We start from the raw sequence: 17,994 nt of genomic DNA, 5'->3' as shown, positions 1-17,994 counted from the left end.
CGCTGGGTCGCGCTCTCGGTGGCGGCGCGAGGCCGCTCTCGCACTGGCCGCGCACTGCCTCCGCCTTCGCTCCCGCAGCTCCGGCCGGCACCAGGCTCGATGCTGCCCTGCGCACCGTGGGACTCGCTCCGGCCCCCGCGGAGACGACGGAGCGGGCTCTTGCTCGGCTCCGCGCCGCCGCGTCGGGGGCGTCGTTACACTCCGATCAGGCGCCGCCCTGACCGGCGCAGGACGGGCGGAGAACATGAGCACCGATCACGGAGCCGCCGATCACGACGCCGCGTCGACGCCGGACGCGCCGCGCTCCCGCTCCCGCCGCCGCTTCCTCGCTGGAACCGCCGCGGCCGGAATCGGGGCCGGTGCCCTCGCGGGTGGCGCGATCGGTGCCGCCGTCGCCTCCGGCTCGCGTCGCGAGGAGGAGCCGCGACTTCCCGCGCGCGACGCCCCCGGCTTCGACCACGTCGTCGTGATCATGTTCGAGAACCGCTCGTTCGACAACGTGCTCGGGCGGCTCTACGCGCCCGACGATCTGCCGGCCGGCGAGACCTTCGAAGGGTTGCTTCCCGACGAGCGATCCAACACCAGCGCGGCCGGCGAGACGATCGGCACCCATGTCTACGCGGGAGCGACCGACACGGTGATGCGCCAGCCCAACCCGGATCCCGGGGAGGAGTACCCGCACGTGAACACCCAGCTCTTCGGCACGATCGATCCGCCGGCCAACGCCGGCCGTCCGGTCGGCGAGATGGCAGCCCCCTACAACGCTCCCGCCGACGCCTCCGCTCCGACAATGGGCGGCTTCCTCGAGGACTACCTGCAGCATCTGCGCGAGAGGAAGAAGGGCCAGGAGCCGACTCGCGAGGAGGTACGCACCATCATGGGCGGCTTCTCGCCCGAGATGCTCCCTGTCTTCTCGACCCTGGCCCGCGAGTTCGCCGTCTTCGACCACTGGTTCTGCGCCGTCCCGTCGCAGACCTTCTGCAACCGCTCCTTCCTCCACGCCTCCACCTCGCACGGCTTCGTGACCAACAAGCACGCCGGCGGCTACGAGAAGTGGCTGGCCGACGACCTCGCCGACGCGCCCACGGTCTTCAACCGGCTCGAGGAGGCGGGGAAGACCTGGCGGGTCTACTTCGACGCACTGCAGGTCGTCTCGTACACCGGCTTCCTGCACGCACCGGTGCTCGAGAAGTACTGGACGACGAACTTCTCGACGATGGACCGCTTCTTCTCGGACGTCGAGAACGGCGAGCTGCCGGACTACGCCTTCATCGAGCCCAGGCTCGTCTTCGACCACAACGACATGCACCCGCCGACCGGCGTCCTGCACGAGCACCGCGTCGACGGAACGACCGTCTACGACAGCGCGCTCTCGGACGTGCGGGCCGGGGAGCTGCTGCTGCACGAGGTCTATTCGGCGATCCGCGAGAGCAGGAGCCCCACCGGCTCCAACGCCGTCAACACCCTCCTGCTGGCGACCTTCGACGAGCACGGCGGCCTCTACGACCACGTGCCCCCTCCGGCGGCCGTGCCCCCGGGCGACGGGCGGGATGGCGAGATGGGCTTCGCGTTCGACCGGCTCGGTTGCCGGGTGCCGGCGATCGCGGTCTCCGCTTACACGCGCGCGGGGACGATCGTGCACGACGACATGCACCACGGGGCGGTGATCCGCACGCTGAGCGAGCTGCACGGGCTCGCGCCGCTGACCGCTCGCGACGCCTCCGCGGCAGATCTCTTCGGCGTGCTGACACTCGACGAGCCGCGCCAGATCGACGACTGGCCGACGACACTGCCGCAGTACCTTCCGCCCAATCCGGAGGCGACGCCTCCCCACCCCGCGCATACACACCGCGACAAGCCGCTCAGTCCTCCGGCCGTGGGCCTGATGGGCCTGTTGCTCGCCCGCTACGGCGAGCCGGGCGCCGAGCTGCCGACCACCTACGAGGGCGCGTACGAGGCGCTCGTCGAGCACGGGGCGAGCCTCTTCGGCGGCTCGTGACCGGGCGGCGCTCCGGGCGGAGTCGGCGTCGGCGCGCCGAGTAGACTGACGGCCGGAAATCCCCCCGAACACCAGACGGAGACGCATGTCCGAGATCACGGCCGACACGGTCGCCCATCTGGCCCAGCTGGCCAGGATCGACCTCACTTCCGACGAGATCCAGAACCTCACGAGGGAGCTCGACCAGATCGTCGACTCCGTGCGCGCGGTCCAGGCCGTCGCCACGCCCGAGGTGCCGGCGACCAGCCACCCGATCCCGCTCGAGAACGTGTTCCGCCCCGATGTGATCGGCGAGACGCTGACCCTCGAGCAGGCCCTGTCCGGCGCGCCCGAGCACGACGGCAGCCGCTTCCAGGTCTCCGCGATCCTGGGGGAGGAGCAGTGAGCGTCCACGGCGACGAGATCGTCCGGCTGAGCGCGTCGGCGCTCTCCGAGAAGCTCGCCGACGGCTCCGTCTCGTCCGTGGAGGCCGTCCGAGCCCACCTCGACCGGATCGGCGCCGTCGACGGCTCGGTCCACGCGTTCCTGCACGTCGCCCACGAGAGTGCCCTCGCCTCCGCCGAGGCGGTCGACCGCCGCCGCGCCGACGGCGAGTCGCTGCACCCCCTCGCCGGAGTGCCGCTCGCGGTCAAGGACGTCATCGTCACGAACGACATGCCGACCACCAGCGGGTCCCGGATCCTGGAGGCTGGCGCCCCCCGTACGATGCGACCGTCATGCGCAAGGTCCGCGAGGCGGGGCTGGTGCCGATCGGCAAGACCAACATGGACGAGTTCGCGATGGGCTCGACCACCGAGCGCTCCGCCTACGGTCCCACTCACAACCCGTGGGACCTGGACCGGATCCCCGGCGGCTCCGGCGGCGGCTCCGCCGCGGCCGTCGCGAGCTACGAGGCGCCGCTGGCCCTCGGCTCCGACACCGGAGGCTCGATCCGTCAGCCCGCTCACGTGACCGGCACCGTCGGGGTGAAGCCGACCTACGGCGGCGTGTCGCGCTACGGCGCGATCGCCCTGGCGTCGAGCCTCGATCAGATCGGACCGGTGTCGCGCACCGTCCTCGACTCCGCCCTGTTGCACGATGTGATCGCCGGGCACGACCCGCGCGACTCGACCTCGCTGCGCGACTCCTGGCCCTCCTTCGCCGAGGCGGTCCGCCGCGCCGACGTCGCGGGCCTGCGGATCGGCGTGGTGAAGGAGCTCGACGGCGGCGAGGGGTTCCAGCCCGGCGTGCTGGCCCGCTTCCACGAGGCGCTCGAGATCCTCCAGGGTGCCGGAGCCGAGATCGTCGAGGTGAGCCTCCCGAGCGTCGAGCACGCGGTCGCCGCGTACTACCTGATCCTCCCGGCGGAGGCGTCGAGCAACCTGGCGAAGTTCGATTCGGTGCGCTTCGGCCTCCGCGTGACTCCCGAGGGCGGCGGCACGGTTGAGCAGGTGATGGCCGCGACCCGCGAGCAGGGCTTCGGCCCCGAGGTCAAGCGGCGGATCATCCTGGGCACCTACGCGCTCTCGGCCGGCTACTACGACGCCTACTACGGCAGCGCACAGAAGGTCCGCACGCTCGTCCAGCGCGACTTCGACGCGGCCTTCGCGAGCGTCGACGTCATCGCCTCGCCGACCGCTCCGACCACCGCCTACCGCCTCGGCGAGAAGCTCGACGACCCGCTGGCCATGTACCGCGGCGACGTCGCGACGATCCCGGCGAACCTGGCCGGGATCCCCGGCATCTCCGTCCCCGCCGGTCTCGCCGACGAGGACGGACTGCCCGTCGGCGTCCAGTTCCTGGCGCCCGCGCGCGAGGACGTGCGCCTCTACACGGTCGGCGCGGCCCTCGAGGAACTCCTCGAGCAGAAGTGGGGTCACCCGCTGCTCGCTCAGGCCCCCGATCTGACCCGTTCCGTGCTCTCCGCGACCGAGGAAGGTGCCGTCTGATGGCCACCGCGCACACGTCCGCCCCCGAGCTCATGGACTACGACGAGGTCTTCGAGCGCTTCGAGCCGGTGCTCGGCTTCGAGGTGCACGTCGAGCTCAACACGAAGACCAAGATGTTCTCGGACGCGCCGAACGAGTTCGGCTCGGAGCCCAATACGAACGTGACCCCGGTCGACCTCGGTCTCCCGGGCTCGCTGCCGGTCGTCAACGAGCAGGCCGTCCGGTACTCGATCAGCCTCGGCCTCGCGCTCGGCTGCTCGATCGCGCCGTCCAGCCGGTTCGCTCGCAAGAACTACTTCTACCCGGACCTCGCCAAGAACTACCAGATCTCGCAGTTCGACGAACCGATCGCCTTCGAGGGCACGGTCGAGATCGAGCTGAGTGACGGCTCGCTCGTGCAGATCCCGATCGAGCGCGCCCACATGGAGGAGGACGCGGGCAAGCTCACCCATGTCGGCGGCTCCACCGGCCGCATCCAGGGTGCCGAATACTCTCTCGTCGACTACAACCGCGCGGGTGTCCCGCTCGTCGAGATCGTCACCAAGCCGATCTACGGGGCGGGCACGAGCGCCCCGGAGTACGCGAAGGCCTACGTCGCGACCATCCGGGACATCGTGCTCGCGCTGGGCATCTCCGACGCCAAGATGGAGCGCGGCAATCTCCGCTGCGACGCCAACGTCTCGCTGCGGCCGATCGGCCAGGAGAAGCTCGGCACCCGCACCGAGACCAAGAACGTCAACTCGCTGCGCTCCGTCGAGCGTGCCGTGCGCTACGAGATCCAGCGCCAGGCGGCGATCCTCGCCGCCGGCGGCACGATCAGGCAGGAGACCCGGCACTGGCACGAGGACACCGGCCGCACCTCCGCGGGCCGGCCCAAGAGTGACGCCGATGACTACCGCTACTTCCCGGAGCCCGATCTGCTCCCGGTGGTACCGAGCCCCGAGCTGATCGAGGAGCTTCGCGCCGCGCTCCCCGAGAAGCCGGCCGATCGCCGACGCCGTCTGAAGACCGAGTGGGGCTTCACCGATCTCGAGTTCCAGGACGTCGCCAACAGCGGACTGCTGGTCGAGATCACCGAGACCGTCGCTGCCGGAGCGAGCCCGCAGGCCGCGCGCAAGTGGTGGACCGGCGAGATCGCACGCCTCGCGAACGCCGCGGGTGAGGAGCCGGCTGTTCTGGTCAGTCCGGCTCAGGTCGCCGAGCTCGCCCGGCTGATCGAGCGCGGCACGCTCACCGACCGCCTCGCCCGCGAGGTGCTCCAGGGCGTCATCGCCGGCGAGGGCACCCCGCAGGAGGTCGTCGACGCCCGCGGACTCGCCGTCGTCTCGGACGACGGCGCACTCATCGAGGCGATCGACGCGGCCCTGGCGTCGCAGCCCGATGTGCTCGCCAAGATCCGCGACGGCAAGGTGCAGGCCGCCGGTGCCGTGATCGGTGCCGTGATGAAGGCGATGAAGGGCCAGGCCGACGCGGCGCGCGTCCGCGAGCTCGTCCTGGAGCGCGCGGCCGGCTGAGCCGGTGCGGGGAGGTGCGGCCATGAGCGGTGGAACCGGCGAAGCGCCCCTCCCCGCGCGGCTGGAGCTGCGGACGGGTGCCCTCCTGCGCCCGCTGGTCTCGAGTGACGCGGACCTGCTGCACGAGGCGATCGGCGATCAGCGCCCCTGGCTGGCGGCGCCGCTGCAGGGCGACGATCCGCCGTCCTCCCGTCGGCGTCCCTCGGTGACGACATGCGCGGGCTCCTCCGGCTCGAGGAGGAGGCGCGCGCCGGCCGGGCGCACACGTTCCTCCTCGTCGGTCCAGACCGCACCGAGGCGCTCGGCGCCCTGAGCGTCCGCCCCGGCGGCGACTCCGCCGAGGCCTCCTGGTGGGTCGTCCCCACTGTCCGCGGGTCCCGGCTCGAGGAGGAACTCGACGCCTACGCGCGACGCTGGCTCCAGCAGCACTGGCCGTTCGAGACGGTGACCACGCCCGACAACCGCCCCGACGACCCCGTCGCCCTGGCCGGTGCCACCATCGTCGCTCGTGTGCCCGCGATTCCAGAGCGCACGGAACCGCCTGAGCCGGATGTGGCCTCCGCAGCGCGCCTCTGGGCCGAGTACCGCTGCACGCACCCGGCCGCAGCGGAGGAGCTCCCACCCGTCCAGTCGTTCGGCGACAGCATCGCGATGGCGAACGAGCTGCTGGGCCTCGTGCGGCGCGGAGTGAAGACGGCCACCGCTTCGCTCGCCGAGGAAGGTGCGCCCGCCGCAGGCGACCACTGGATCGTGTGCGACGGCGAGGGCGCGGCACGCGCGGTGCTGCTGACGGAGGACGTGCGGACCGGCCCGCTCGACTCGGTCGACGACGTGTTCGCCTGGGCCGAGGGCGAGGGCGATCGCACGCGCGAGTCCTGGCTCGACGGGCACCGCCGCTACTTCTCCCGCGTCTCGCCGGGCGGCATCGGGGATGTCGTCTTCGAGCGCTTCCGCCTGGTCTGGCCCGAGGCGGAGGCCGAGCGCGCTGCGGCCTTCGCCCGCTCCGTCGGAGCATCCCGGCCGGAGGAGCTCGACGGCACTCCCGCGCAGGACTAGGGGGTTCCCCGGATGCCGCGCTCAGGCTGCCTGCGACAGAGTGGACCCATGGCTACTCTCGTGCGCCCCGCCAGGGGCAAGATCATCGCCGGCGTCTGCGCCGGTCTCGCCCGTCGCTTCGGCTGGAGCCCGTTCGTGGTGCGCCTGTTGTTCGTGCTCTCGTGCCTCCTGCCCGGGCCGCAGATCATCGCCTACCTCGTGATGTGGCTGGTGATCCCGAAGCAGAAGTGAGGCGGAGGGGCGCGCCGGCCCCTGCGAGCGCGCCCGTCCACCTCTGGCTCTGAGACCCCGTTCGGCTCGTCGGAACGTGCGATCCTGGCGAGCCGGATCGCCGTCGACGCTCCGGAACCCGGTGGCCGCCACTCGGAGACTGCTCTGAGAGAACAGTCAGCGTCGAAGCCGGCGGCGGGCCTACGGTGGCGACGTGCGTCCGTCGGGCGCCGAGGAGGAGATCATGGGATTCCTGGACCGACTGCTGGGCCGCGAAGAGCAGCCAGAGAGCACGCGTCGAGCGACATATGCACCGCCCGAAGCCGGCAACCGCCGGCCGGAGTACGGCACTCCGCCCGCGACCTCCCCGCGGAACGACGACGCGCGGGCGATCGAGCGTTACCGCTATCTTCTGCGCACGGCTCCGCCCGAGGCGATCGAGCAGGTGCACCGCGAGGCCTTCGAGCAGCTCACCCCCGAGCAGCGTCAGCAGGTCTTCCGCGAGCTCAGCGAGGGAGCACCGGTCGGCGATGCGCCGAAGGACGACGACCCGCGCACCCTGGCCCAGTCCGCCACTCGCAGCGAGCTCCGGCAGCCCGGCTTCATGGAGCGTCGCTTCTCCGGCGGAGGCGGCATGGGCTTCGGCGGAGTGCTCGCCTCCTCGATGCTCGGCACCATCGCCGGCTTCGCCATCGGCTCGGCGATCGCGGGCGCGTTCCTGCCTGACGCGGGCGGCGACTACGCCTCCGGAGAGGCCGGTGCGCCTCCGCGGACGGAGCCGGTGACGGGGGAGCAGACGGCGGAGCGGACGCCGGGGACGGCGGCGGCTGGGGCGACTCCGGGGGAGGCTGGGGCGACTCGGGCGGCGGCGACTTCGGTGGCGGCGGCGACTTCGGTGGTGACTTCGGGTTCTAGCTCTCGAGCAGAATCTCGACCGGGGAGGGCCCCCGACCACACGGCGTCGTCGGGGGCCCTCCGCGGTTTCCGCTCATTCGCCGTCGGTGAGCAGTGCCTTCACCTGCCTGCGCTGCACCTTGCCGATCATGCTCCGTGGCAGCTCGTCGACCACCGTGATCCGCTTGGGCACCTTGTAGGGCGTGAGCGCCTCCCTGACGGCGCGACGCGCGGCCTCGGCGTCGAACTCGGCTCCCGGCTCCAGCACGACGGCGGCTGCGACCGATTCGCCGCTGCGGGCGTCCGGCAACCCGACCACGGCGACCTCGCGGACCGCGGGGAGGCGCAGCAGCACCTCCTCCACCTCGGAGGGCGACACATTGAAGCCGCCCGTGATGATGAGCTCCTTGATCCGGTCGACGACGCGGACGAAGCCGTCCTCGTCGATCGTCGCGATGTCGCCCGTCCGGAACCAGCCGTCACCGGTGAACGCGGCGGCCGTCTCCTCGGCCTTGCGGTGGTAGCCGCGGAACACCTGCGGTCCGCGGACGACCAGCTCGCCCTGCTCGCCCGTCGCGACCGCCGTCTCCGGGTGCTCAGGATCCACGATCCGCACGTCGGTGCCCGGTAGCGGCAGACCGACGGTGCCCGCCCGGCGAGAGGGGCCGACGGGATTCGCCATCAGCACGGGCGACGTCTCCGAGAGCCCGTAGCCCTCCACGAGAGTGCCGCCCGTCAGCGCCTCGAACGATTCGACCAGCGCCGGCTCGAGCGGCATCGCTCCCGAGATGGCGATCTCGATGCCCTGAAGCGAGACGCCGCGCTCCTCCGCCCGGCGCGCGAGGCGCTCGGCGATCGGTGGTACCGCGGGCAGGAACGTCGCGGGATGCTTCCGCACCACCTTGAGCACGAGGTCCGGATCGAACTTCGGGAACAGGACGAGGCGCGCTCCCATGCTCATGGCGAAGGTCAGGCAGAGCGTGAGCCCGTAGGCGTGGAACATCGGCAGGACGGCGTACACGACGCAGTCGCCGCGACGCACCTGGGGCACCCAGGCCCGCGACTGCGCGGCGTTCGCCGTCAGGTTCGCGTGGGTCAGCTCGGCGCCCTTGGGCGTGCCGGTTGTGCCGCTCGTGTACTGGATGACGGCGAGGTCGGTGGCGGTGGGGCGCGGATGCGCCGGGTCGATCCGACGGTCGAGAAGCGACTCCCAGTCGACAGCGCCGCGCACCGGACCGGTCAGTGCGGCGCGCGACTCCCGTGCCGTTCTGAGCGGAAGGCGCAGCGCGGCGCGCATCGGCGCGGGCATGGCCCGGGTGAGGTCGACCGTGATCACGGTCCCGACCCCGAGATCCGCCGGGAGGTCCTGGACGAGCGGGACGACGCGGCTCCACGCGATCACGACGCGGGCGCCGTGATCCTCGAACTGGTGGCGCAGCTCCCGCGGCGTGTAGAGCGGGTTGTGCTCGACCACCACAGCGCCCAGCCGGAGCACCGCATAGAAGGCGACGACGTGCTGCGGGCAGTTGGGCAGAACCAGCGCGACCGGATCCCCGGCCCGGACACCGAGGTGACGCAGGCCCTCCGCCGCCCGCTCCACCTCGTCGGCGAGCTGCGAGTAGCTGGTCGACCGGCCGAAGAACTCGAGTGCAACGTGGTGCGGATACCGCTGCGCCGACTCGGTGACGATGTCGACGAGCGAGCCGGAGGGCAGTTCCAGCTCCGTCGGCACGCCGGGTGCGTAGCTGCGGATCCAGGGGCGGGGCGGGTGGGTGCTCACCCGCCCCACTCTAGGAGGCGCGCGCTGCTCAGGCCCCCTGCGCGACAGCGTCGTCGATGGGCGTGCTCCCCGAGACGAGTTCCCAGGACTTCCCGATCGAGGTGGGCTGTGCGAGCACCGCGAGGACAGTGGCCGCGACGTCCGCGCGCGGGATGCTGCCCTTCTCGACGGCGGTTCCCAGAGTGATCCTGCCGATGCCCTCGTCGTTGGTCAGGCCGCCCGGGCGGAGGATCGTGTAGGCCAGTCCGGAGTCGCGCAGCGCCGCGTCCGCGTCCCGCTTCGCTTCGACGTACGCCTTCCAACCCGCTTCGGTGTCATCCGGAAGCGGCTCGTCGACGCCGATCGCACTGATCTGCACGAAGTGCTGCACACCGGAGAGCGCGGCGGCCCTCTGGCTGAGAACCGACGCCCCCAGGTCGACGGTCCTCTTGCGGTCCGGGCCCGAATCCGGACCGGCGCCCGCCGTGAAGACCATGCCGTCGACGTGGCCGAGGGCCTCCGCGAACGCCTCGGGAGTCGTGTCCTCCAGGTCGTGCACCAGCGGTTCGCTGCCCAGGCGGACGATGTCTTCCGCGTGCTCGGGGTTGCGGATCACTCCGACCGACTCGTGGCCGGCGTCGTACAGCAGGTGCAGGATCTGCTGGCCGACCTTGCCGTGGGCTCCGATGACGGCGATGCGTGTCATGGATGTTCCTCTCCTCGTCGGGGCGGGTCGCCCCTGGTCAGTGGTCCTCCCATCCTGCCTCGGCCACCTGAGCGGCCCAGGCCTTGACAGCGTTCAGGCGGCCAGCCGGTCGTCGCGCCCCGTGATCGCGAGCAGGCGGCTCTGGAGGGGGGCGGTCTCGTCCACCGGGACCGGAGCGGCGTAGAGTCCGCTGGCGCGCAGTGTGTCCTCCTGCGGGGCGAACAGTTCCCACACGGCGGCGACGAGGTCGTCGTCGAGGCGCTCATCGCTTCCGGTGGCGCGGGCGAGGTCCCACGCGTGCACGGTCACATCAGCCACCTGCTCCTGCAGCAGCTCCAGAGCGCTCACGGTGTCGCGGCCGAGGCGGACCGCGGACGCGGGATCGACGGCGCGCGCGGTCGAACTCAGACGGTCTGTGACGCGTCGCCATTCGCCGCGCAGATCAGCGGCGACCGGCTCGAGCCGGATCGGCGACTCGTCGCCCCCCGACAGGAGGGTGTGCGCCCGCTGTTGCTCGCGGACGACGTGCAGTACGAGGGCGCGCACGTCCCACTCGGTGTCCGGCGTGGGGGCGGTCCAGTCCTCGACAGCGACGAGCCGGAGCTCGAAGGCGCTGTGGGCGCGGTCCTGCAGGGCGAGCCAGCGGCTCATCTCGGTGGCGGTGGGGGAGTCGGGCTGCTCGTGCGTCATGTGTCTCTCCGGAGCGTCGTGGATGCTCGGGTCAACCGCGACCAGGCGGCGGCCATTCCCCACGGCACCGATGTCTGAGGTGCGTGCGAGCATGGGAACCGGATGGACGGCACGGCGTGAGCGAGCAGGACGGCACAGCGTGAGCAAGCAGGACGGGACAGGGCGGCGGATCACCGCCGAAGCGCTCGACGACCCCCGCGCCAGCATCCTGCACATCGACATGGATGCGTTCTTCGCCTCCGTCGAGCTGCTCGAGCGGCCGGATCTGCGGGGACGGCCGGTCATCGTCGGCCACGTCGGGGCCCGCTCGGTCGTCACCGCGGCCACGTACGAGGCCCGGCGGTACGGGGTCAACTCGGCGATGCCGATGGCGGTCGCTCTGCGGCGCTGTCCGCAGGCGGTGGTGCTCGAGCCGCACATGGAGCGATACCGTGACGCCTCGCGCCGGGTCATGGCGATCTTCGACTCCTTCACGCCGCTGGTCGAGCGGCTCAGCATCGACGAGGCGTTCCTCGACGTCGCCGGAGCACGGCGCCTCTCGGGCTCGCCGTTCGCGATCGGCACCGAGATCAGGCGTCGGGTGCACGCCGAGCTGGGTCTGACCTGCTCCGTCGGCATAGCGAGCACCAAGTTCGTCGCGAAGCTCGCCTCTAGCCGATCCAAGCCCGACGGGCTGCTCGTCGTCCCCTCGGACGGCGTGCGCGACTTCCTCGATCCGTTGCCCGTGAGCGCTCTGTGGGGCGTCGGAGCGAGCACTGAGGAGGCCCTGATGCGCCGCGGGCTTCGGACAGTGGGCGACGTGTCGACGACTCCGTTGGCGTCCCTCGTTGCGGCGCTCGGCGAGGCGACGGGCCGCCGCCTCCACGCCCTCGCCAACGGAGTGGACCCGAGGCCGGTCGACACCCGCCAGATCGAGAAGAGCGCCGGCCACGAGATCACCTTTGCCGACGATGTCGCCGATGACGAGCTCGTCCGCCGCGAAATGCTCCGCCTCTGCGACAAGGTCGCCGTGCGGATGCGCCGGTCGGGCGTGCGTTGCCGGACGGTCGCCGTGAAGGTCCGCTTCGGAGACTTCAGCACCGTGACGCGCTCGCGCACGTTGACCGAAGCGACCGACGTCGCCCGCGTGCTCTACGAGGCGTCCTCCGCGCTCCTCGAGGCAGCGAATCCGCTCCGTCGACCGGTCCGCCTCATCGGCGTGCGCGGCGAGCAGCTGGTCGAGGGCGACGATGTCGCGTTCTCGCTCTGGAGCGACTCCGACGACTGGCGTGATGCGGAGCTCGCCGTTGACGGCGTCTCCGCCCGTTTCGGCTCCGGAGCCGTGCGGCCCGCTTCCCTTCTCTCGCGCTCGGCGCCCGAGTCGGCCAAGGGGATCGACCTCAGCGACACGCTCGCTACGCGGAGCCGATCGTCAGACTGACGGGCCGGTGGTCTGAGCCGTTCGGCGGCAGGACCTTGAGGGTCGCGGCGGGCACGCCGTCGGCCAGCGCATGGTCGAGCGAGACGACGGGCAGGAGCGCCGGCCAGGTCGCCGGAAAGCCGAACCCGCCGGTGCGCACGAGCCCGGCCTCCGCGAGAACCGGCGCCAGCAGATGATCGTCGGTCGGCGTGTTGAAGTCGCCGATCACGAGGGTGCGCGCGGACTCGTCCTCGCGCAGCGCCGAAGCGAGGTTCGTGAGCATCGTGTCCCGCTCCTGGTGGTCGCCGGGGCGGAAAGACGCGAGGTGGACGACGAACAGACGGGTCCTGCCGATCGGGGTCCCCACATCGACGGCGAGTGCGCGCTCCCAGCCGAGCCCGAGGTCGAGCGGCTCCTCGTCGGCGAGCTCGGTGCGACTCCAGACGCCGACCGTGCTCGAGACGAACGAGTACGGATACTCCTCGGCGAGCTCGGCGTCCACGGCGCGCTCGGCCGGGCTGTCCAGCTCCTGCAGTGCGATCACGTCCGGCCGCCCAGCCGCGAGTGCAGCGGCGACACCCCCCGCGTCCTCGCTAGTCTCGACGTTCTGGCTGACCACGGTGAAGGAGCCGGAGCGGACAGCGGGCGCCGGCAGAGCGACCGGCAGCACCAGGACCCCGTAGACCATCGCGAGCACCGTGACCGCGGCCGCCGCCCTCCGCGAACGGAGCGGGACCACGGCCGCGATCAGCGCGAGGACGATCAGCCCCGTCCACGGGATCCCGACCTCGAGCACCGACAGCCAGCCGATCGGGTCGGGCAGGACCCGGTGGAACGCCAGGAATGCAGCGAAGATGAGGCTCGCGACCGCCACGACGGCCGACCGCGCGGGGCGGCGGCGGGAGGAGGGCATCCGACGATTATGACTGCCCGATGCCGGGAGGACATGCGCGAGTCCTGTGCGCCCCGGCCTGCCGCTTGTCGCCGCGGAGACCCGCGGAGTACGGTCGCAGCATGCCCAACATCGCAGTCTCCCTGGCCGACACCGTCACCACCGCGGGTACCGCGGCGATCTACGGTGAGCCGGTCACCGTCGACGGAGTCTCTCTCGTCCCGGTGGCCCTGCGCTGGTTCGGGTTCGGTGGCGGCAGCGGTTCCGAGGACGGCCAGGAGGGTGGCGGCGGTGGCGGCGGCGCTACGGTCATCCCCATCGGCGCCTACATCAAGGACGATCTCGGCCTGCGCTTCCAGCCGAACGTCATCTCCGTCCTCGCTGTCGGCATCCCTCTCGTGTGGGTGAGCGGGAAGGCTCTCGCGCGCGTGATCCGCGCCCTCAAGAAGTAGGCATTCCCGTTCGGCGTGGTCCGCGGCACGACCGAGTCGGAAGGCAGCCCTCAGCTGGCGCGCTGCTGGCGCGCGACGAACCACTTCTTCTTCGTCCGGCCGAAGCCGACGATCAGCCGCTCGGCGTCGTTCGGGCGCCGCGGGTCGTAGATGACGGAGGCGGGCTCGCCGGCCATCCACGCGTCACCCCGGCGTTGCGGCACCTTCAGCGCTCGCTTCTCCTCGCCCTCGGTCGTGCGGTAGACGACCAGGAGGCGGCCCAGGTCCTGTGCGGCAGCGCGGTCACCGCGCGTGGGGTCGTGCCCGACGACGCGGGCCGGCACCCGGGTGCCGTAGGTCAGCAACTCTCGGCGGATCCGCCACCGGCGCTGCCAGAGAAGGACCTGCAGCAGCACGAGGAGCAGCACGACCAGGACGACGACCACCGACCACGACATGACGTCTATGATTGCCGACGAACACGGGAGTCCGGTGCACCGGACTGAGAGGAAGGCAGCAGCCTTCGACCGTCGAACCTGATCTGGGTCATGCCAGCGAAGGAACGTTTCGATCTCCTCTTTCCAACCCGTGCCCTCCATTCGCTTCCACGAAAGGGCACGTCAGTGCAGAACAACACACAGGGCAGAACACCACGCAGGGGCAGAACCCGCGGGCGCAGAGTCCATCCGCGCCGACCTCCTCCACTCCGGCCCGCCGCGATCTGCGCTGGCGCGTCGTCGACATCGTGGTGGCGAGCGTCGTCGCTGTCGCGAGCGGCATCGTCTTCTGGGCGTGGGGCCTGGCGACCAACGTGCTCGGCCTCGCCTTCGAGTTCCTTCCGGGGCTCGGCGGACTTCTCGGCGGCGGCTGGCTCTTCGCCGGCGTCCTCGGCGGCCTCATCATCCGCAAGCCTGGAGCGGCCGTCTACACCGAGCTGGTCGCTGCGGCCGTGTCGGCGCTGATCGGCACCCAGTGGGGCTTCCTGGTCCTGCTCTCCGGCCTCGTTCAGGGGCTCGGGGCCGAGATCGTGCTCGCGCTCTTCCTCTATCGCAGCGGCCGACCCCTGGTCGCGATCCTCGCCGGAGGCGGTGCCGGGCTCGCCCTCGCAATCAACGACCTGCTGTTCTACTACCCCGCGAACGACGATCTGTTCCGCACGGTCTACGTGCTGTCGTCGATCGTGTCCGGAGCGGTCCTGGCGGGTCTGCTCCCGTGGCTGGCGGTGCGAGGGCTGGCCGCCTCCGGGGCGCTCGACCGCTTCGCGTCGGGCCGAGAGGGCCGGGTGATCGAGGGAGCGGGCCCGGGCGTCCGATGAGCGGCGCCACGGTCAGGGCACGGGGCTGGAGCTGGCGGCACTCCGGTCGCGCCCGTGCGGCCGTCTCGGGGCTCGACCTGGACCTCCAGCCGGGTGAGCGGGTTCTCCTGCTCGGTCCGTCCGGGGCGGGTAAGAGCACCCTGCTGCACGCCCTCGCCGGTGTGCTCGGCAGTGTGGAGGACGGCGCTGCCGCGGGCGAGCTCGAGCTCGACGGCGGCGCGCCGCTCACCCGCCGCGGAGTCGCCGGCCTCGTCCTCCAGGACCCCGACACGCAGGCCGTCCTCGCGCGTGTCGGCGACGACGTCGCCTTCGCCTGCGAGAACTTCGGCGTCGCTCCCGGCGAGATCCCGGCGCGCGTTCGGAACGCGCTCGAGGACGTCGGACTCGATGTGCCGCTCGGGCGGTCGACCTCTGCTCTCTCCGGCGGCCAGAAGCAACGGCTCGCGCTCGCCGGCGTGCTCGCGATGCGCCCCCGTCTGCTGTTGCTCGACGAGCCCACGGCCAATCTCGATCCGGTCGGTGTGCAGGAGGTGCGCGCCGCCGTCGAGCGCACCACCGAGCGCACCGGCTCGACGCTGATCGTCGTGGAGCACCGGGTCGACGTCTGGGTCGATCTCGTCGATCGGATCGTCGTGCTCGGGCGGGACGGCGCGGTCGTCGCCGACGGCGATCCTGCTGTCGTGCTCGAGGACGCCCGCTCCGTACTGCGAACGGCGGGCGTCTGGCTGCCGGGGGAGGCTCCACAGCGTCCCTCCTCGAGCACTCTGCCCTCGCCCGCGGCGCTGAGCACTCGGGATCTCGCGATCGCCAGGCCGGTCTTCGGGCGCGTGCGACCGACGCCCCTCGCCTCCGGGCTCGAGATGGACCTCGACTCAGCCCGCGTGACCGCGGTGCTGGGGCCCAACGGCGCCGGCAAGTCGACTCTCGCACTGACCCTCGCCGGCCTGCTCGCTCCGGCAGCGGGGGAGGTCGTCGCCTCCGCCTCGGTGCGCTCCGGTGCCGGCGCGCATCCGCACCGGTGGAGCTCCCGACAGCTCGCCGAGCGTGTGGCGATGGTGTTCCAGGAGCCGGAGCACCAATTCCTCACCGCGAGGGTCCGGGCCGAGCTCGCGCTGGGGGCACGCGACGCAGCGGAGCGGCGACGGGCGGAGGACCTGCTCGAGCGCCTGGGCCTCGCCCACCTGGCCGACGCGAATCCGTTCACTCTCTCCGGCGGCGAGAAGCGTCGCCTCGCGGTCGCCTCTGCCCTGACCCGCAGGCCGCCGGTGGTGATCCTCGACGAGCCCACATTCGGGCAGGACCGACTGACCTGGGAGGTCGTCGTCGACCTCCTCGCCGAGCTGCGCGCGGACGGGCAGGCTGTGCTGGCAGTCACGCACGACGAGGCGCTGGTCACCGCGCTCGCCGACGCTGTCGTGTCCCTCGGTGCGCGGGAAGCGGTACCGGGATGACGCTGCTCGACTCCGTGCCCGCACGCGGGCGCATCGCCCGTGCGAACCCGGTGGCGAAGCTCCTCGCGAGCCTCGTCATCGCACTCGTCCTCGTCCTGACAGTCGACGCCGTCTCGGCGGCGACAGCGCTGCTTCTGGAACTTCTGGTGCTGCCCTTCGCTGGGCTGCGCGCGAGAGAGCTTCTCCGGAGGACCGCGCCGGTCTGGATCGCCGCGCCGCTGGCGGGCGTGTCCACCGTTCTCTACGGCCGCGACAGCGGGGGGCTGTACGGCGAGTTCCTGTTCGTCTCCGTCACCGAGGGCTCCGTCGCGCTCGGAACGGCGATCGCCCTGAGGGTCCTCGCGATCGGGCTGCCGAGCGTCGTCCTGATCGCCACCACCGACCCGACCGACCTGGCCGACGGTCTCGCGCAGATCTTGCGCCTCCCGGCCCGCTTCGTCCTCGGGGCGCTCGCGGGGATGCGGCTCGTAGGTCTTCTCGTCGACGACTGGCGGGCTCTCTCGATGGCCCGTCGTGCGCGGGGCGTCGCCGACGGCCGGGGCCCGGTGCGGGCGCTGCGGAGTCTCGGTTCTCGCACCTTCTCGCTCCTCGTGCTGGCGATCCGCCGCGGGAGCGTCTGGCGACGGCGATGGAGGCGAAGGGCTTCGGGTCCGGTCTGCCGAGGACGTGGGCGCGCCGGTCCCGACTCTCCGCCGGTGATGTGCTGCTCATCGGCGGTGGCGTCGGGATCGCTGCGGCGTCGGTCGCTGCGGCCGTCATCACCGGGTCGTGGAGCTTCGTCCTGCATGGTTGATCGTGCAGAGCGGCCGCGCGGACAGCAGAAGGTGTCGCTGCCTGTGGTGCGCGGGCTCGCCCGGCTGATCGTGGCGCGCAAGATGCGCACGGTGCTCATCGACGGACCGAGCGGATCCGGTAAATCGACCGTCGCTCGGAGCCTCATGGCTGAGCTGCGCGCACGGCCACGGGTGCCGAGCGTCCACCTCGTGCAGATGGACGACCTCTACCCTGGGTGGACCGGCCTCGACGCCGCGGTGCAGGCGTCCGCCGCTGATCTGATCCGCCCGCACGCTCTTCGACTCCCGACTCACTGGCGACCCTGGAACTGGGCGAGCGGAACGACCGCCGGACGCAGGACGGTCCGCGCCCCGCTCCTCCTGCTCGAAGGCTGCGGAGCCGCCGGAGAAGCGGCGCGCAGACACGCCGACCTCGTGGTCTGGGTCGAGGCGGACGACGTGCTGCGGAGGGCGCGTGCCCTCGCGCGGGACGGCGAGCTGTTCGCGCCGCACTGGGACGCCTGGGACAGGAGCTTCCGCGACTACTGCGCCAGAGAGCAGCCCCGCGAGGGAGCCGACATCGTCCTCGACACGAGCGACGACGGGAGCCTGCGTCAGGCCCAGCCGAGCTCGTGCAGGCGCTCGTCGTCGATGCCGTAGAAGTGTGCGATCTCGTGCACGAGCGTCACGTGGATCTCCTCCCGGAGTTCGTCGAGGTCCTCGCACGCCGCGAGGTGCGGTTCGCGGAACAGCACGATCCGGTCGGGCATCTCACCGAAGCCGTAGCGCTCGCGCTCGGTCAGGGCGACGCCGTCGTAAATGCCGAGCAGATCGAGCGAGCCGTCTTCAGGCCGGTCTTCGACGACGAACACGAGGTTGTCCAGTCCGTCGACCATGTCGTCCGGCAGCGCGTCGAGCTCGGCGACGACGAGCGCCTCGAAGGCGGCCTCATCGATGTCGAGCATCGGTTTCACCTC

General features: G+C 71.6%; 16 protein-coding genes, 1 pseudogene and 1 riboswitch. Of the genes and pseudogenes, 11 read left to right on the top strand and 6 right to left on the bottom strand.

From position 1 onward, the window contains the following. The first annotated feature begins 244 nt into the window (after positions 1-244). The 6 genes and pseudogenes from ACH61_RS00955 (at position 245) to ACH61_RS00930 (ending at position 6,728) form a co-directional block, all read left to right on the top strand. The gene (locus tag ACH61_RS00955) at positions 245-1,999 is read left to right on the top strand and encodes an alkaline phosphatase family protein (protein ID WP_068207434.1); all 1,755 of its coding nucleotides are present in this window, start codon (positions 245-247) and stop codon (positions 1,997-1,999) included. A gap of 85 nt (positions 2,000-2,084) precedes the next feature. Beyond that, positions 2,085-2,384, top strand: a complete 300-nt coding sequence (gene gatC, locus ACH61_RS00950) for an Asp-tRNA(Asn)/Glu-tRNA(Gln) amidotransferase subunit GatC (RefSeq protein ID WP_068207431.1) — start codon at positions 2,085-2,087, stop codon at positions 2,382-2,384. Continuing rightward, a pseudogene (gatA, locus tag ACH61_RS00945) lies at positions 2,381-3,927 on the top strand (Asp-tRNA(Asn)/Glu-tRNA(Gln) amidotransferase subunit GatA). Before gatC ends, gatA begins: the two are co-directional and overlap by 4 nt. Beyond that, positions 3,927-5,441 (top strand): Asp-tRNA(Asn)/Glu-tRNA(Gln) amidotransferase subunit GatB, encoded by a 1,515-nt coding sequence (gatB, locus tag ACH61_RS00940; protein WP_068207429.1) that lies wholly within the window; start codon positions 3,927-3,929, stop codon positions 5,439-5,441. Before gatA ends, gatB begins: the two are co-directional and overlap by 1 nt. Before the next feature lie 213 nt (positions 5,442-5,654). After that, a complete protein-coding gene (locus ACH61_RS00935; protein ID WP_068207426.1) occupies positions 5,655-6,497 on the top strand; it encodes an ASCH domain-containing protein in 843 nt (280 codons plus the stop codon). Between the two features lie 48 nt (positions 6,498-6,545). After that, the gene (locus tag ACH61_RS00930; RefSeq protein WP_068207423.1) at positions 6,546-6,728 is read left to right on the top strand and encodes a PspC domain-containing protein; all 183 of its coding nucleotides are present in this window, start codon (positions 6,546-6,548) and stop codon (positions 6,726-6,728) included. A 967-nt stretch (positions 6,729-7,695) separates the two neighbouring features. Here the strand turns inward: ACH61_RS00930 and ACH61_RS00920 are convergent. From ACH61_RS00920 to ACH61_RS00910, 3 genes are all read right to left on the bottom strand, one after another. Further along, positions 7,696-9,381 carry a long-chain-fatty-acid--CoA ligase gene (locus ACH61_RS00920; protein WP_068207418.1) on the bottom strand — a complete coding sequence of 562 codons (1,686 nt, stop codon included), beginning with the start codon at positions 9,379-9,381 and terminating at the stop codon, positions 7,696-7,698. Between the two features lie 28 nt (positions 9,382-9,409). Then, positions 9,410-10,066: an SDR family oxidoreductase gene (locus ACH61_RS00915; protein ID WP_068207415.1), complete on the bottom strand. Its 657-nt coding sequence runs from the start codon at positions 10,064-10,066 to the stop codon at positions 9,410-9,412. A gap of 93 nt (positions 10,067-10,159) precedes the next feature. Continuing rightward, complete coding sequence (locus ACH61_RS00910; protein WP_236713478.1) at positions 10,160-10,756, bottom strand: TIGR03086 family metal-binding protein; 597 nt, start codon at positions 10,754-10,756, stop codon at positions 10,160-10,162. Positions 10,757-10,895: 139 nt separating this feature from the next. Between ACH61_RS00910 and dinB the strand changes: the two genes are divergently transcribed. Beyond that, positions 10,896-12,176 (top strand): DNA polymerase IV, encoded by a 1,281-nt coding sequence (gene dinB / locus ACH61_RS00905; RefSeq protein WP_082844907.1) that lies wholly within the window; start codon positions 10,896-10,898, stop codon positions 12,174-12,176. On the opposite strand, the gene ACH61_RS00900 is transcribed toward dinB, so the two are convergent. After that, a complete protein-coding gene (locus ACH61_RS00900; protein WP_068207412.1) occupies positions 12,151-13,068 on the bottom strand; it encodes an endonuclease/exonuclease/phosphatase family protein in 918 nt (305 codons plus the stop codon). The genes dinB and ACH61_RS00900 overlap by 26 nt on opposite strands. A 101-nt stretch (positions 13,069-13,169) precedes the next feature. On the opposite strand from ACH61_RS00900, the gene ACH61_RS00895 reads away from it, so the two are divergent. Continuing rightward, the gene (locus tag ACH61_RS00895) at positions 13,170-13,499 is read left to right on the top strand and encodes a hypothetical protein (RefSeq protein WP_068207409.1); all 330 of its coding nucleotides are present in this window, start codon (positions 13,170-13,172) and stop codon (positions 13,497-13,499) included. A gap of 50 nt (positions 13,500-13,549) precedes the next feature. Here the strand turns inward: ACH61_RS00895 and ACH61_RS00890 are convergent, their stop codons facing one another. Further along, positions 13,550-13,936, bottom strand: coding sequence for a DUF3592 domain-containing protein (locus tag ACH61_RS00890; RefSeq protein ID WP_068207406.1), 387 nt, complete (start codon positions 13,934-13,936; stop codon positions 13,550-13,552). Between the two features lie 14 nt (positions 13,937-13,950). After that, a riboswitch (TPP riboswitch) is annotated at positions 13,951-14,058 on the top strand. A gap of 165 nt (positions 14,059-14,223) precedes the next feature. On the opposite strand from ACH61_RS00890, the gene ACH61_RS00885 reads away from it, so the two are divergent. Genes ACH61_RS00885 through ACH61_RS19180 form a run of 3 tightly spaced genes read left to right on the top strand, consistent with a single transcriptional unit; the run spans position 14,224 to position 17,677 of the window. After that, on the top strand, positions 14,224-14,793 hold the full coding sequence (locus tag ACH61_RS00885; protein WP_330220113.1) for an ECF transporter S component: 570 nt from the start codon (positions 14,224-14,226) through the stop codon (positions 14,791-14,793). Next, the gene (locus ACH61_RS00880; RefSeq protein ID WP_068207403.1) at positions 14,790-16,244 is read left to right on the top strand and encodes an ABC transporter ATP-binding protein; all 1,455 of its coding nucleotides are present in this window, start codon (positions 14,790-14,792) and stop codon (positions 16,242-16,244) included. Before ACH61_RS00885 ends, ACH61_RS00880 begins: the two co-directional genes overlap by 4 nt. Then, positions 16,241-17,677, top strand: coding sequence for a CbiQ family ECF transporter T component (locus tag ACH61_RS19180; RefSeq protein ID WP_413784014.1), 1,437 nt, complete (start codon positions 16,241-16,243; stop codon positions 17,675-17,677). Before ACH61_RS00880 ends, ACH61_RS19180 begins: the two co-directional genes overlap by 4 nt. On the opposite strand, the gene ACH61_RS00865 is transcribed toward ACH61_RS19180, so the two are convergent. Then, positions 17,632-17,982 carry a metallopeptidase family protein gene (locus tag ACH61_RS00865; RefSeq protein ID WP_068207449.1) on the bottom strand — a complete coding sequence of 117 codons (351 nt, stop codon included), beginning with the start codon at positions 17,980-17,982 and terminating at the stop codon, positions 17,632-17,634. The two genes, ACH61_RS19180 and ACH61_RS00865, sit on opposite strands and share 46 nt — an antisense overlap. Positions 17,983-17,994: the final 12 nt, after the last annotated feature.

Source organism: Rathayibacter tanaceti (assembly GCF_001634385.1).
GTDB classification, from domain to species: Bacteria; Actinomycetota; Actinomycetes; order Actinomycetales; family Microbacteriaceae; genus Rathayibacter; species Rathayibacter tanaceti.
The sequence above is the reverse complement of the archived record's forward strand: the minus strand, read 5'-3'. Positions and strand labels throughout refer to the sequence as shown.

Bases quoted from the DNA above. Each gene is read 5' to 3' on its own strand.
- ACH61_RS00955 (WP_068207434.1), top strand. From the start codon at position 245: ATGAGCACCGATCACGGAGCCGCCGATCACGACGCCGCGTCGACGCCG.
- gatC (WP_068207431.1), top strand. From the start codon at position 2,085: ATGTCCGAGATCACGGCCGACACGGTCGCCCATCTGGCCCAGCTGGCC.
- gatB (WP_068207429.1), top strand. From the start codon at position 3,927: ATGGCCACCGCGCACACGTCCGCCCCCGAGCTCATGGACTACGACGAG.
- ACH61_RS00935 (WP_068207426.1), top strand. From the start codon at position 5,655: ATGCGCGGGCTCCTCCGGCTCGAGGAGGAGGCGCGCGCCGGCCGGGCG.
- ACH61_RS00930 (WP_068207423.1), top strand. From the start codon at position 6,546: ATGGCTACTCTCGTGCGCCCCGCCAGGGGCAAGATCATCGCCGGCGTC.
- ACH61_RS00915 (WP_068207415.1), bottom strand. From the start codon at position 10,066: ATGACACGCATCGCCGTCATCGGAGCCCACGGCAAGGTCGGCCAGCAG.
- ACH61_RS00910 (WP_236713478.1), bottom strand. From the start codon at position 10,756: ATGACGCACGAGCAGCCCGACTCCCCCACCGCCACCGAGATGAGCCGC.
- ACH61_RS00900 (WP_068207412.1), bottom strand. From the start codon at position 13,068: ATGCCCTCCTCCCGCCGCCGCCCCGCGCGGTCGGCCGTCGTGGCGGTC.
- ACH61_RS00895 (WP_068207409.1), top strand. From the start codon at position 13,170: ATGCCCAACATCGCAGTCTCCCTGGCCGACACCGTCACCACCGCGGGT.
- ACH61_RS00890 (WP_068207406.1), bottom strand. From the start codon at position 13,936: ATGTCGTGGTCGGTGGTCGTCGTCCTGGTCGTGCTGCTCCTCGTGCTG.
- ACH61_RS00880 (WP_068207403.1), top strand. From the start codon at position 14,790: ATGAGCGGCGCCACGGTCAGGGCACGGGGCTGGAGCTGGCGGCACTCC.
- ACH61_RS19180 (WP_413784014.1), top strand. From the start codon at position 16,241: ATGACGCTGCTCGACTCCGTGCCCGCACGCGGGCGCATCGCCCGTGCG.
- ACH61_RS00865 (WP_068207449.1), bottom strand. From the start codon at position 17,982: ATGCTCGACATCGATGAGGCCGCCTTCGAGGCGCTCGTCGTCGCCGAG.